At 62.9% G+C, this 13077-nt stretch carries 15 protein-coding genes and 1 tRNA gene; 5 read left to right on the top strand and 11 right to left on the bottom strand.

The window, feature by feature from the left end; translation table 11 throughout:
• Positions 1–53 precede the first annotated feature (53 nt).
• Positions 54–410: a hypothetical protein gene (locus tag NKI31_RS07325; RefSeq protein WP_023670115.1), complete on the top strand. Its 357-nt coding sequence runs from the start codon at positions 54–56 to the stop codon at positions 408–410.
• Between the two features lie 118 nt (positions 411–528).
• Here the strand turns inward: NKI31_RS07325 and NKI31_RS07330 are convergent, their stop codons facing one another.
• Positions 529–1434, bottom strand: a complete 906-nt coding sequence (locus NKI31_RS07330; protein ID WP_023737394.1) for a DUF2865 domain-containing protein — start codon at positions 1432–1434, stop codon at positions 529–531.
• 292 nt (positions 1435–1726) lie between these two features.
• Here NKI31_RS07330 and NKI31_RS07335 point away from each other — a divergent pair, with 292 nt between their 5' ends.
• The gene (locus tag NKI31_RS07335; protein WP_023690098.1) at positions 1727–1942 is read left to right on the top strand and encodes a hypothetical protein; all 216 of its coding nucleotides are present in this window, start codon (positions 1727–1729) and stop codon (positions 1940–1942) included.
• A 135-nt stretch (positions 1943–2077) separates the two neighbouring features.
• Here NKI31_RS07335 and tolA read toward each other — a convergent pair whose 3' ends face one another.
• The 6 genes from tolA to NKI31_RS07365 all read right to left on the bottom strand — a co-directional run bounded on the left by tolA (position 2078) and on the right by NKI31_RS07365 (position 5717).
• Positions 2078–2446 (bottom strand): cell envelope integrity protein TolA, encoded by a 369-nt coding sequence (gene tolA, locus NKI31_RS07340; RefSeq protein WP_023690097.1) that lies wholly within the window; start codon positions 2444–2446, stop codon positions 2078–2080.
• 220 nt (positions 2447–2666) lie between these two features.
• Entirely contained in the window at positions 2667–3548 is an 882-nt protein-coding gene (locus NKI31_RS07345; protein ID WP_023818428.1) for a glutathione S-transferase family protein, read from the bottom strand.
• 25 nt (positions 3549–3573) lie between these two features.
• Positions 3574–4155: a VOC family protein gene (locus NKI31_RS07350; protein WP_023818427.1), complete on the bottom strand. Its 582-nt coding sequence runs from the start codon at positions 4153–4155 to the stop codon at positions 3574–3576.
• 594 nt (positions 4156–4749) lie between these two features.
• Positions 4750–4824: transfer RNA gene (locus tag NKI31_RS07355), tRNA-Glu, on the bottom strand.
• 85 nt (positions 4825–4909) lie between these two features.
• Complete coding sequence (locus NKI31_RS07360; RefSeq protein ID WP_352651004.1) at positions 4910–5323, bottom strand: VOC family protein; 414 nt, start codon at positions 5321–5323, stop codon at positions 4910–4912.
• A gap of 13 nt (positions 5324–5336) precedes the next feature.
• Positions 5337–5717 carry a hypothetical protein gene (locus NKI31_RS07365; protein ID WP_023690093.1) on the bottom strand — a complete coding sequence of 127 codons (381 nt, stop codon included), beginning with the start codon at positions 5715–5717 and terminating at the stop codon, positions 5337–5339.
• A gap of 25 nt (positions 5718–5742) precedes the next feature.
• Between NKI31_RS07365 and NKI31_RS07370 the strand changes: the two genes are divergently transcribed.
• On the top strand, positions 5743–6801 hold the full coding sequence (locus tag NKI31_RS07370; protein ID WP_023706286.1) for an RluA family pseudouridine synthase: 1059 nt from the start codon (positions 5743–5745) through the stop codon (positions 6799–6801).
• A gap of 244 nt (positions 6802–7045) precedes the next feature.
• Complete coding sequence (gene rpoH / locus NKI31_RS07375) at positions 7046–7957, top strand: RNA polymerase sigma factor RpoH (RefSeq protein WP_023670124.1); 912 nt, start codon at positions 7046–7048, stop codon at positions 7955–7957.
• 305 nt (positions 7958–8262) lie between these two features.
• On the opposite strand, the gene NKI31_RS07380 is transcribed toward rpoH, so the two are convergent.
• The 4 genes from NKI31_RS07380 to NKI31_RS07395 all read right to left on the bottom strand — a co-directional run bounded on the left by NKI31_RS07380 (position 8263) and on the right by NKI31_RS07395 (position 10781).
• Positions 8263–9135 carry an MBL fold metallo-hydrolase gene (locus NKI31_RS07380; RefSeq protein ID WP_352651006.1) on the bottom strand — a complete coding sequence of 291 codons (873 nt, stop codon included), beginning with the start codon at positions 9133–9135 and terminating at the stop codon, positions 8263–8265.
• Positions 9136–9280: 145 nt separating this feature from the next.
• Complete coding sequence (locus NKI31_RS07385) at positions 9281–9940, bottom strand: peroxiredoxin (protein ID WP_023727298.1); 660 nt, start codon at positions 9938–9940, stop codon at positions 9281–9283.
• Positions 9941–10130: 190 nt separating this feature from the next.
• Positions 10131–10496, bottom strand: coding sequence for a cell division protein ZapA (locus NKI31_RS07390; RefSeq protein WP_023670127.1), 366 nt, complete (start codon positions 10494–10496; stop codon positions 10131–10133).
• 12 nt (positions 10497–10508) lie between these two features.
• The gene (locus NKI31_RS07395; RefSeq protein ID WP_023670128.1) at positions 10509–10781 is read right to left on the bottom strand and encodes a DUF4164 domain-containing protein; all 273 of its coding nucleotides are present in this window, start codon (positions 10779–10781) and stop codon (positions 10509–10511) included.
• A gap of 273 nt (positions 10782–11054) precedes the next feature.
• Here NKI31_RS07395 and tkt point away from each other — a divergent pair, with 273 nt between their 5' ends.
• Complete coding sequence (tkt, locus tag NKI31_RS07400) at positions 11055–13046, top strand: transketolase (protein WP_023670129.1); 1992 nt, start codon at positions 11055–11057, stop codon at positions 13044–13046.
• Positions 13047–13077 lie beyond the last annotated feature (31 nt).

Below are 13077 nucleotides of genomic sequence, written 5' to 3' on the forward strand. Positions count from 1 at the left end.
GCCGGTTGTCGGCGGAACCCCGGCCGGGCTATAAGTCGGCGGGGGTGTTGCTGATGACCGGTTGGATCGTGCCTTGTTTCCTGTGCATGGCGCTGCTTGCGGGCAGCGGCTGCGCACGCAGCTATGACGGCACGGTGGTGATCCCGAAGCCGCTCGATATCAGGCGGGTCTGGGATCGCGATCCGTCGCAGACTGAGGCCAGCCGGATGCAGGCGGCAGCCGGTGTGTTTCCGACGCCGCCGCCGCAGGAGCCCTACCGGCCCGCGGCACGCAGGCACACGACACAAATAGCTGCGCCAAGGCGGCACGTCAGGTCCAGCCCTCCCAGCATGGCTTCCGAACCGGCCAATCCGCTCACCTGCAAGAATGTCAGCGAACCCGGCAAACGCTACAGGATGGTTTGCGAATAGCTGGTACTAGTGCAATTCCAGGAAAAGTGTGAAACGGTTTTCCGTCCGGAATTGCGTAAAACAAAGACATAGAGCGGTTCGCCGTTTCGGTGAAACGGTGAAACGCTCTAGGCGCAGGTTACTCCGCCGGGAAGAAAGCCGGCCCGACCACCCTGACCGGCCGCGAGCCGGCCAATGGCTCGACCGATTGTCGCTGGGCGGCGCCCCTGGCCTCTGCAGCGTCTGCGCCAGGCTGGAGAAGTTGCGCCACGGTGCCAAGATCCGGCTTCGCTGACGGCAAAGGAATGATCGCGTTGGCCATATTGGCTGGCGTCACCGTGCGCGCTCTCAGCTCGGCAACGCGCCGGTGATAGCGCTTGAGGTCGCAGGCCCTGAAGTTCGCATCATTGCGATATTTGAAGGCCGTCGGCAGGTCCTTGTAGGATGTGCGCGTATCGAGCGCGACCATCTCTTCGGTTTCAAGGCTTGGATCACTGAGCGTGTACAGGTCGACGCCGGCATCGTCGCAGATGTAGCGGCACTGATCGACCATCTCCTTGACATCGCCGCCTTGCACGAACTGCGATTTCGGCGCCGGGAAGAAATAGCCGTCGGAGAGACGAACGCAAAACAGCATCGAATTGCTGCCGATCATGGCGCCAGCCGGACGCTGTCTTTGTTGCCCGGCGGCGGGCGTGCAGCCGAGCGCGACGAGCCTGGCCTGCAGTCCGGACGCATCCCGGCGCGAAATCGCGGCGCCGGCGATCTGGCGTTGCACCTGTGTGCGGCTTTTGGCGAGGTCGGCGCAAGCATTGAAGAAGCCCCCCACCGCACTTTGCGCCGTGCACCGGCGTTGCCTCTCCAGCCCCTGGATCGCCGCAAGCTGGCGACGCAGCTGCGCAAGCTCGGAGCTGATCCCGCCGCTGCGGCCGGACGGTGCCAGCTGGCTCCTGAGCGCGGCGCATGGATCGGCAAGGGAAGCCGAAATGCCGAGGACGCTTGCCGACACCAGTGCAAAGGTCACGACAAGCCACAAACGCATCATCGGCGACACCTGGTCCTTGTACCCCTGTGGAGCCGATCGCCGCTCCAGCCGATTGAGCCTCAATGCGTGAGGTAAGTCTAATTCAAGAGACGCCAGCAACCGCCAGGTATTTTATGCCGAGTGTATTATGCCGGTTCCTGTAAATTCGCTATTACACTTTTGTTTCAAGATTGCGACGAGGCCAGGCTCGGGCGAGCCCGGGCCGCCGCAATCATCGATCCCGCGTTATCGGGCCCTTGCGGATGAAACCTTTCTCCGGTGTCTCGCGTTGTGTCGGGCAAAGGAGACGAAGATGTCTATTCACTTCACTGTCTCTGGCCTGACCAGGAACCTGTTCCACTCGCTGGGGCTGGACCATGAGCGGGCGCCGAGAGCGCTCGATCCCGAACAGAGCCTGTTGCTGGAATGCTATCTGGCCGGACAGATTCCGGAATCCGCCTGGGCCGACTACGTCTTCGAGACGCCGGAACTGCAGCGGCATGTCGATATCAGACGCCCGCACAACTGATCAGAGCAACTTCAGGAAAAGTGTGAGTCGTTTTTCCGGGAAAAGCGCGTAGCGCTTTCCCCTGGGAATTGCGTCAAGACAACGAGAGAGGGGGTCGCCGTTTCTGTGAAAACGGTGAAACGCTCGCCCGCTCGCCTACTGCTTGGGCGAAGCGAATTGCACGGTGAAGACATTGCCCGCGACGCCTTGCGCCAGCGTCGGCGAGAAGCTCAACGGGAGGCACTTTTGCAGGGCAGTGGTTGCGGCGTCGACGAATGACTTCCTGGTATCGGCATCGCCATCGACCTTGATCGCCGTCGGCCGCGGCGGACCGATCAGCGTGCCGTCGCGCTTGAAGCTGAAGCTCAAGGTGACGCTGGCATTTCCAACACCCGCCGGCGGCGTCCAGCACGCCTGGATGGCATCGCCGACCTCCGCCATCGTGTCGAGCGGCGCGGCATTGCACGGGTAGCCTCCGACCAACACAACACCGGCAATCGCAAACACTCTCGCTACGCCCTTCATCGCAAAGCTCCTCGTGTGTCGTCCGCCGACCATGATGGTAGGGTCGAAGCAGACGATGGCAATATGCCTGATGTCGGACTTTACAGCATGAGACGCGCCTGATGGCGCATCGGCGAAAAGCAAAAGGCCGGCATTGCGCCGACCTTTCCCTTCACCCTTGCGCCAGTACATCCGTGGTCGCGCGGTGCCTTCAATAGACAGCGTTCTGGTTAATGAATCCTTAGCGTTGCGCGCTGGCCTGCGACTTCACATAGGCAATGTAGCCTCTGACATCGCCGGCCGGCTCGGCATAGGCCTGGCCGAGTTTCTTCTCCATCGCAGCGACATACTCCTTGGCCCATTTGGGCAGCGCATAGTCGATGACGGCCAGGAACTCCAGCGTCGATGCCAGGCGTATGTCGGCGATCGACGGGTGCTTGCCGCCGATGAACGGCTTGCCGTCCCTGAAGAAGGAGTGAAACACCTCCAGCGGCTCGGCAATTGCCGCCATGGCGGCCTTCTGCGCCTCGGACTTCTTCTCCGGATGGGCGTCGCTATGGCCGACCTCGCCGGCATAGTGCGGGAAACCCAGCGCCGGATAGGTGGCGCGCGCCACATACGGGTAGAGCGTGCCGATCAGGTAGAACATGGCGCTGTCGACCATCGCCCGCTTGGCCGGCGCCTTGGGATAGAATTTCTCCAGCCCGTGCTTGTTGGCGAGATACTGCATGATGGCGCAGCTCTCCCACAGCACGCCGCGCGGCAGCCCCTTGTCCTCGATCATCGGCGTCAGATGCGCCGGATTGCGCGCCATATATTCCGGCGACCGGGTATGGCCCCAGGCGTCGGTCTCGGCGGCGTCGAACCCGGCCGCACGGGCAAACACCCGAACGGTCATGTTGTTGACGCTTGGCTTCAGCATCGAGAGCTTCAGCGCCGGTTTTTTCGCCGCCTTGGCCTTCGGCGCGGATTTCTTGGCAGCCGGCCTCGTCGCGGTTTTCGCGGCCGGCTTTGCGGCTGCCTTCGGCGCGGCCTTTACCGCCGCTTTTGCCGCCGGCTTCGCAGCCGCTTTTGCCGCAGGCTTGGGCGCTGATTTGCCAGCGCTCTTAACTGTCTTTGCCATTGTGGTCCTCCCCTTTTGCTGGCCGTCAGTATGGATTCTTCGGCGTCCGGTCGTCCGACAAGGTCGCGCGCGACCACTCGACCAGCGTCTGGATCGCGTCGGCAAGGTGCACTTCGGCGATGTTGTAGTCGCCGCGCGCAACGCGCAGCTTGTGCGCCTGCATCAAGACGTCGGCATGGGTGAAGCCGGCCGGCGGCTCGAAGCGGTAGGACGCCAGCTCGATCAGAAGGCCGAGCGGATCCTCGAAATAGATCGAATCCATGAAGCCGCGATCCTTGACGCCGCTGTGCTTGATGGCGCGCTCGTCGAGCCGGGCGACCGCCTGCAGGAAGGTCACGCGCGACACCGAGAACGCAATATGATGGACGCAGCCCGGTTCGGTGGGCGTGCGCCGCTTGACCGGCGTGCGGCTCTCGTCGGTGAAGACGGTGATCAACCTGCCGTCGCCGGGATCGAAATAGAGATGGCTTTCGCTTGGCTTGTCGAGATTGGGTTGCTCGAAAATGAACGGCATGCCGAGCACGCCCTCCCAGAAATCGATCGAGGTCTGGCGGCCGGCGCCGACGAGGGTGATGTGATGGACGCCCTGCGACTGCAGTTTCTGCATCGGTCTCCTCCTCGCCGACCCTCGCCTATGTTCCCCGGCGTCTTGCGCGCCGCAACGAGCCCTTTGGCAAGGCTTCGTACATGATGCTAGTGCAATTGGCAGCGCCGCGCCAGAAGCTCGCGGAGACTGCCGGCGCTGGATGGTGAAAGAGGCGTAAGGTTGCATGACCTGAGGCTACGCGACCGCTCTGAGCTCGGCTTCCGCCAGCGTGCCCAGGCCCGCGCATTCGGCGCATGCCATGGTCTGCCCGGGACAGCCGGCCCGATGCGTGCCTTGCGGGCAGCAATGCCCTTTCGACTCGCGCCATTTCAAGCAATCGAAAACCTGCCCGCTGCCGTGACAGCACGGGCATATCATTTTTGCCGAACTCATACCTGCTATGCCCAACCAAATCCGCGTTGCCGCAGATGCTATCCCCGCACCGCAAGTAACAGAGATCGCTACGCTTTCAAGCGTCGCGGTCTGACTTAAATTGGGTGTATCTGTGACGCGGATTTGCCGGGTTTTCGCTTATGCCGCCGGCCCTCGCGGTCACACGCGATCCGCGCGGCTGCTGCCCGAAATTGTCGATGATGCGGAAGGAAAGCGGTTGCTTGGTACGCCCAAGGGGAATCGAACCCCTGTTCCCGCCGTGAGAGGGCGGTGTCCTGACCGCTAGACGATGGGCGCGTTCAAGAACCGGCGATATAGGCTGACGCTTGGGAAAAAGCAACTGGGCTTCGAGCGCTTCCGCCGAACCATTGATTTGCGTTGTTCATGCCTGCCGTTTGGGCTCGATCAGATCCCACAGATTGCCGTAGAGATCGGCGAACACCGCCACCGTGCCGTAGGGCTCGAAGCGCGGCGCTTCGCGAAAGTCGACGCCCTTCGCAAGCATCGCTTTGTGGTCGCGGGCAAAGTCATCGGTTTCGAGGAACAGGAAGACGCGGCCGCCGCTCTGGTTGCCGATGCTCTTCTCTTGCGCCGCGCCGTCAGCTTCGGCCAGAAGCAGCCTTGCGCCCTGACCGTTCGCCGGCGCCACCGTCACCCAGCGCTTGCCGCCGCCGAGATCGACATCTTCGGCAAGCAGAAAGCCGAGCCGTTCGACATACCAGGCAATCGCCTCATCATAGTTGGCGACGACCAGCGCGACGGTCGCGACCCGGCGATGTTCGGCGAAGCCGCTCACAATTGCCGCCCGCTCATTTGTTGCGGATGGCGAAGCGGCCGATGATACGGCGCTCGGCGATGTCGTAGACGAAGATGGTGCGGCTGCCGTCGCTGAGCTCGGCGTCGATCGAAATGCGATTGCCCGACAGAGCCTGGCTGATCACCTTGGCTCCGACCGGGAGCACTATGTCAGCCGCGAGCGGCTCGCCGGGCGGAACTGGAATGTCGTTGGCGAGCGGCGGGTTCGCGGGCGGCGCCTTGCGGGATTTGTAGACAATGGCCGCGATCACCACCATAAGGGCCAGCAAAAGCAGGCCGAGATTGATGGCCATGAAACGGATGAGCCTGCCGCGCACCTTTTCGATCTCGGGATCGAGCGGCTTTTCTTCTTCATCGGCAACGGGCCGGGCCATGGCAGAACTTCCGGAACTTTTTTCGATGAGCGCTCATAGCGAAGAGACCCCTGAATTGATAGAGGCTGGACAATTCATAGAGGCGGCGCCAACCGTGCTCGAAGCCGGCGCGGAAGCGGCCGGCCAGCGCCTCGACCAGTGGCTGGCGAGCGCCCTTGGTCCCGACATGTCGCGCAGCCGGGTGCAGATGCTGATCCGGCAAGGTGCCGTTTCGATCGACGGCAAGCCGGTCGACGAGACCAAGCGCAAGATGAGTGCCGGCGAGCGCGTATCGGTCGTCATGCCCGAGCCGGAACCGGCCGAACCGCAAGGCGAGGCCATCGTGCTCGACGTGCTTTATGAGGACGACGAGCTGATCGTCATCAACAAGCCGGCCGGCCTCGTCGTCCATCCCGGCGCCGGCAACTGGACCGGCACGTTGGTCAATGCCCTGATCCACCACTGCGGCGACAGTCTTTCAGGCATTGGCGGCGTCAGGCGGCCGGGCATCGTCCATCGGCTGGACAAGGAAACCAGCGGCGTCATGGTGGTGGCCAAGACCGACCGCGCCCACAAGGCGCTGTCGGAGGCCTTTGCCGACCACGGCCGCACCGGCGACCTCGAACGTGCTTATCTGGCGCTGGTCTGGGGAATCCCGTCGCGGCCGACCGGAACGGTCGACGCGCCGCTTGGCCGTGCCGCCGACCGCGTGCGCCGCGCCGTCGTGTCGGAAGGCCGTGACGACGCCCGCCACGCCGTGACCCATTTCACCGTCAAGGAGCGTTTCGGCGAAAACCAGCAGCCGTTCGCCGCCGCCAGCCTGGTCGAATGCCGGCTGGAAACCGGCCGCACCCACCAGATCCGCGTCCACATGGCTCATATCGGCCACCCCGTCATCGGCGACCCGGATTACGGCCAGGCCTTCCGCACCAAGGCCAACCGGCTGCCCGAGCCGCTGAAAACCCAGGTCAAGGCATTTTCCAGGCAAGCTTTGCATGCCTGGCTCCTTGCATTTCGGCACCCGGCTACCCATTTGTCGATGAGGTTCGAGGCGCCGATACCGGGGGACATGGAGGAACTCGTCGGCGGCTTTCGCAAACTCTGAACCCGAGCAATTCCAGGAAAAGTGTGAAACGGTTTTCCGTCCGGAATTGCGTCTAAACAAGCCAGCTAAAACCTGAGCGGCATTGTTCACTTCAGCGTGACACACTGTTTCGTGTTGAACAAATGCCTGTCTTTTCTGGTTTTGTTCCTATATAAATCAGTTGCCGCGGGCGAGCCTTTTGGTGCTCGCGTCACATGCCCGCCGCGTTTCGGGGGCATAACTCCAATAGAGAGGGGGCGCAATCATGGCCCAGTCACTACCCAGTATTGTTTCCGGCGAAGGCGGCCTCAGCCGCTACCTGGAAGAAATCCGCCGCTTTCCCATGCTTCAGCCGCAGGAAGAGTACATGCTCGCCAAGCGCTACGCCGAGCATGAAGACACCAGCGCTGCGCACAAGCTCGTCACCAGCCACCTTCGGCTCGTTGCCAAGATCGCCATGGGCTATCGCGGCTACGGCCTGCCGATCGGCGAAGTGATCTCGGAAGGCAATGTCGGCCTGATGCAGGCCGTCAAGAAATTCGAACCCGAGCGTGGCTTCCGCCTCGCGACCTACGCCATGTGGTGGATCAAGGCCTCGATCCAGGAGTACATCCTGCGCTCGTGGAGCCTGGTCAAGATGGGCACGACCGCCAATCAGAAGCGCCTGTTCTTCAACCTGCGCAAGGTGAAGGGCAAGATCCAGGCGCTGGACGATGGCGACCTCAAGCCCGACCAAATCACCGAGATCGCCACCCGGCTGAACGTGTCGGAAGCCGAAGTCGTGTCGATGAACCGCCGCCTGTCGGGCGACGCGTCGCTGAACGCGCCGATCCGCGCCAGCGAAGGTGAATCCGGCGAATGGCAGGACTGGCTGGTCGATGACCACGAAAGCCAGGAAGACATGCTGATCGAGCAGGACGAGCTGGAAAACCGCCGCGGCATGCTGTCGGGCGCTCTGGCCGTGCTCAACGATCGTGAGCGGCGCATCTTCGAGGCCCGCCGCCTCGCCGAGGAGCCGCTGACGCTGGAAGAACTGTCGTCCGAGTTCGACATCAGCCGCGAGCGCGTGCGCCAGATCGAGGTGCGCGCCTTCGAGAAGGTGCAGGACGCGGTCAAGGCCGCCGCCAAGCGCCAGATGCAGGCCCTGCGCACGATCGAGGCGCAGCCGGCGGCGTAAAGCCGGGTTCGGTTACGAAACAAAAAGCGGCGCCAGGAAACTGGCGCCGCTTTTTTGTGGGTCCGCTGGTGGTTGGCGAAAACCGGGCGACAGCCAATCTCCCTCCTTGAGGGGGGAGATGTCCGGCAGGACAGAGGGGGCGTGACGGAACGCCGCCTTTTCGTGCTAGCTACCCCAACCGAACCAGCTCGATCACACAGCTAAGACCATTAGACGGGTCGGCGGGACAGCACCCCCCTCTGCCCTGCCGGGCATCTCCCCCTCAAGGGGGGAGATTAGTTTAGCTGTTCACCGACAGCACCCTCTCACAAACCATCAAGCGGAAACTTCAGATACCGCCTTCCATTGGCCTCCGGTTCTGGCAGCCGTCCACCATTCATGTTGACCTGCAGCGCATGCAGGATCAACCGCGGCATCGGCAGTATCTTGTCGCGCGCTTCGCGCAAGGCGACGAACTCGGCTTCGCTGCGCGCCGCAACGAGGTGGATATTCTTTGCCCTCTGCTCGGCGACCGTGCTCTCCCAGCACGGCTCGCGCCCGCCGGCCTGATAGTCGTGGCCGACAAACACCCGCGTTTCGTCCGGCAGCGCCAGAACGCCCTCAATCGAATACCACAGCCGCGCGGCACTGCCGCCGGGAAAATCCGTCCTTGCCGAGCCGCTGTCGGGCATGAACAGCGTGTCGTGGACGAAGGCTGCGTCGCCAATGACATAGGTGATCGAGGCCAGCGTGTGGCCGGGCGAGAACAGCACCTTGACCGGAAGGTTGCCGATCATGAACGTTTCGCCTTCCCCAAACAGCCGGTCCCACTGCGAGCCGTCTGCGGGGAAATCCGGCCAGTTGTAGATCGCCTTCCACAGCGCCTGGACTTCGATGATCCTGTCGCCGATCGCCGTCGGCGCGCCGGTCTTTTCCCGGAGATAGTGCGCCGCCGAGAAATGATCGGCATGCGGATGGGTGTCCAGGATCCACTCGAGCTCCAGCCCGTTTTCGCGGATAAAATCCAGCAAGGCGTCGGCATTCTTCGTCGCCGTCGCGCCGGATTTTTCGTCGAAATCGAGGATCGGGTCGATGACGGCGCAGCGTCTCGTCACCGGGTCGGTGACGACGTACTGGATGGCGCCGGTCGGCTTGTCGTAGAAGCCGGCGACCTCAGGTTTGGCCGAAGCGATGTCCAATGTCCGGCCCCCCTGCCCCTTGCCCGACAGGAACCGTTTTCTCCGTCGGGTTGAACAAGAGCATGGTCATCTGGCAAAGCGCGCCGGTCAAGCACGCCTTGCCACAAATAGGACTGAAGCCCCAAATAGCTCCGACGGAGAAAACCTAGGCTGACGGCTGCTTGGTCTTCCTGAGATAGGGCAGGATCGTCTCGAAAGCGCCAAAACGCTTGACCGCATCTTCGTTCGAAACCGCGGCGGTGATGATCACATCCTCGCCCTGCTTCCAGTTGGCCGGCGTCGCCACCTGGTGCTTGGCGGTCAGCTGCATGGAATCGACCGCGCGCAGGATCTCGTCGAAGTTGCGGCCCGTCGTCATTGGGTAAGTCAGCACCAGCTTGATCTTCTTGTCCGGCCCGACGACATAGACCGAGCGCACCGTGGCGTTGTCGGCCGGCGTGCGGCCTTCCGACGTCTCGCCGGCGCCCGCCGGCAGCATGTCATAAAGCTTGGCCACCTTGAGATCCTTGTCGCCGATCAGCGGGTAGTTCACCGTCTGGCCGGTCGCCGTCTTGATGTCGGCCTGCCACTTGTCGTGGCTCGCAACGGGATCGACGGAAATGCCGATGACCTTGACGTTGCGCTTCTTGAACTCGCCTTCGAGCCCCGCCATCGTGCCCAGCTCGGTGGTGCAGACCGGGGTGAAATTCTTCGGATGGCTGAACAGGATCGCCCAGCCGTCGCCGATCCAGTCATGAAACTTGATCGGCCCTTGCGTGGTCTCGGCGGTGAAGTCAGGCGCGATGTCGTTGATACGAAGGCTCATGGCATTATTTCCCCAGCAACAGATTTCGTCAGGAGCGGCCGTGGACGGCGTCAACGCTCCGGCATTCCCGCATCTTAGCGCAAAAATCGCGGCTGCAGGACAATAGAAAACTATTATTGGCGACGGAACGAGCACTTTCGTTCTACGGACCGACGTTGGGCCGACAATCTTTCGTTTGTGCGGGAAAGGCTCAGGCCTTGTTGACCGCCAGCGACGTGGCCAGGTCTTCCATGCGCTGGGCGAGCGCGCCGAGCGCGCTGGTCAGCACAGTGTCGTTCTTGTCGGCCTTGGTCAGCGCTTCGTCGCGCGTCTTGCGCAGCGTCTGCACTTCGGTCTCCATGCCCTTGACCCGCTTCTGCAGCTCCGAAAGCTCGTCCATCACCATGATGCCGGCCATCACCGTCAGCCGCTGGTCGCCGATCTCGCCGAACGAATCCTTCAGATGCGAGACATAACGGTCGAACCGCTCGGCGAGGTCGATCAGGTGCTCTTCCTGACCCTCGTCGCAAGCCATGCGATACTGCTTGCCGTCGATGGAAACCGTGACCTGTGCCATGGCCTGCAGCTCCTACCTGTCCAGCACCGCGCGGATGGTTTCCATGGCGGTCACCAAGCGGCGCGACACTTCCTTGTTGGCATCTTCCAGCCGTTCGGCGCGGGCTTCGGAATTGTCGAGTTCCTGCGCCAGCCGTGAACGGTCGGCGTTCATGCGCTGCACCTCAGCCTCGGCTTCGGAATAGTCGCGCTCGTGCTCGAGCTTGGCCGCGACGGCGTTTTCCAGCCCCTCGATGGCCTTGCCCAGCCTGTGGATGACTTCCTTGAGTGTGGTTTCGCCGGTCATGGCCTTCGTCCTGTGCCCTGCCCATCACCGAATCGCTTCGCGTTCAGAACGCGTTAACAAGGAAACATTAGGCACCGGGTGAAGGCAACGTCAACAAAGCTCTCGCGACTGTCCCCCGCTAACGCTAATGTAGGTCGCCCCATAAGGTCTCAAAGCCATCACAAGACCGGCAAATGTGCAGCCGATTTGTTGACTAAAAGCCCGTGGCTGCTATGTGTCGCGCACTCTTTCCTGGGCTCTGCCAAGCCCACAAATCCCCACCCCGGAGGTACCATGACGTCGCGTGAACAACATGACCGGATGGCCAATGCGATCCGTTTTCTCTCCATGGACGCCGTCGAGAAGTCCCAGTCCGGCCATCCCGGCCTGCCCATGGGCTGCGCCGACATCGCCACAGTGCTGTTCACCCGCTTCCTGAAATATGATCCGAAGAACCCCCATTGGCCGGACCGAGACCGCTTCATCCTGTCGGCCGGCCATGGTTCGATGCTGCTCTACTCGCTGCTGCATCTGACCGGTTACGAGGACATGACCCTCGACCAGATCAAGCATTTCCGCCAGCTGGGTTCCAAGACCGCCGGCCATCCCGAATACGGCCATGCCACCGGCATCGAGACGACGACCGGCCCGCTCGGCCAGGGTCTCGCCAATTCGGTCGGCTTCGCGCTCGGCGAGCGCATCATGAACGCCGCCTTCGGCAACGACCTCGTCGACCACTACACCTATGTGCTGGCCGGCGACGGCTGCCTGATGGAAGGTGTTTCCCAGGAAGCCATCGCGCTGGCCGGCCACCTCAAGCTCAACAAGCTGATCGTCTTCTGGGACAACAACAACATCTCGATCGACGGTCCGGTTTCGCTTGCAGACAACACCGACCAGGTCGCCCGCTTCCAGGCCTCGGGCTGGAACGCCAGCCACATTGACGGCACCGACCCCGAGGCGATCGCCTACGCCATCGAAGCCGCCCGCCATTCCGACAAGCCGACGATGATCGCCTGCAAGACGACCATCGGCTTCGGCGCCCCGACCAAGGCCGGCACCAACAAGGCGCACGGTTCGCCGCTCGGCGCCGACGAGATCGCAGGCGCGCGGAAATTCTTCAACTGGGACTCGCCGCCCTTCGAAATTCCGGCCGACATTCTCGACGCCTGGCGCACCGCCGGCAAGGCCGGCGTCAAGCCGCGCACCGACTGGGAAGGCCGCCTGGCCAAGGCCAAGCCTGAGTTGAAGGCCGAGTTCGAGCGCCGCCTCGCCGGCAAGCTGCCGTCGAATTTCGATGCCGTCATTGCCGACTACAAGAAGAAGCTGTCGGCCGACAAGCCGAAGGTCGCCACCCGCAAATCGTCGGAAATGGCGCTGGAAGTCATCAATGGCGCGGTGCCGGAAACCATCGGCGGCTCTGCCGACCTCACCGGCTCCAACAACACCAAGACCAGCCAGACCAAGAACATCACGCCGGACGATTACGGCCAGCGCTATGTCCACTACGGCATCCGCGAGCATGGCATGGCGGCCGCCCTCAACGGCCTGACGCTGCATGGCGGCCTCATCGCCTATGGTGGCACCTTCATGTGCTTCTCCGACTATGCCCGTCCGTCGATGCGGCTGGCGTCGCTGATGGGCATCCGCTCGATCTTCGTCATGACCCATGATTCGATCGGTTTGGGCGAAGACGGCCCGACCCACCAGCCGGTCGAGCACCTGGCGGCGCTCCGCGCCATCCCCAACCACAATGTCTTCCGCCCGGCCGACGCGGTGGAAACCGCCGAATGCTGGCAGATCGCCATTGAATCGGAAAAGACTCCGTCCACCCTGGCGCTGACCCGTCAGAACCTGCCGACGGTGCGCACCGAGCACTCGGCCAGGAACCTCAGCAGCCAGGGCGCCTATGAACTGGCCGCGGCGAGCGGCGAAGCGGCGGTGACGATCTTCGCCACCGGCTCCGAGGTCGAGATCGCGCTCGGCGCCCGTGATTTGCTTGAAAAGCATGGGCACCCGACCCGCGTCGTCTCGGTGCCTTGCTTCGAACTGTTCGACCAGCAGAGCGACGCCTACCGCAAGGAGACGATCGGCAACGCGCCGATCAAGATGGCGATCGAGGCCGGCATCCGCCAGGGCTGGGATCACCTGATCGGCTCCGACGGCATCTTCATCGGCATGACCGGCTTCGGCGCTTCCGGCACCATCGAGCAGCTCTACCCGCATTTCGGCATCACCGCCGAAGCCGCGGCCAAGGCCGCGGAAGCCCGCCTGCACGGCAAGTAAGATCAGGGTCAGTCCCGCGCACCTCCAAGGC

Source organism: Mesorhizobium sp. M0659, from assembly GCF_040320605.1.
Classification (GTDB): Bacteria; Pseudomonadota; Alphaproteobacteria; order Rhizobiales; family Rhizobiaceae; genus Mesorhizobium.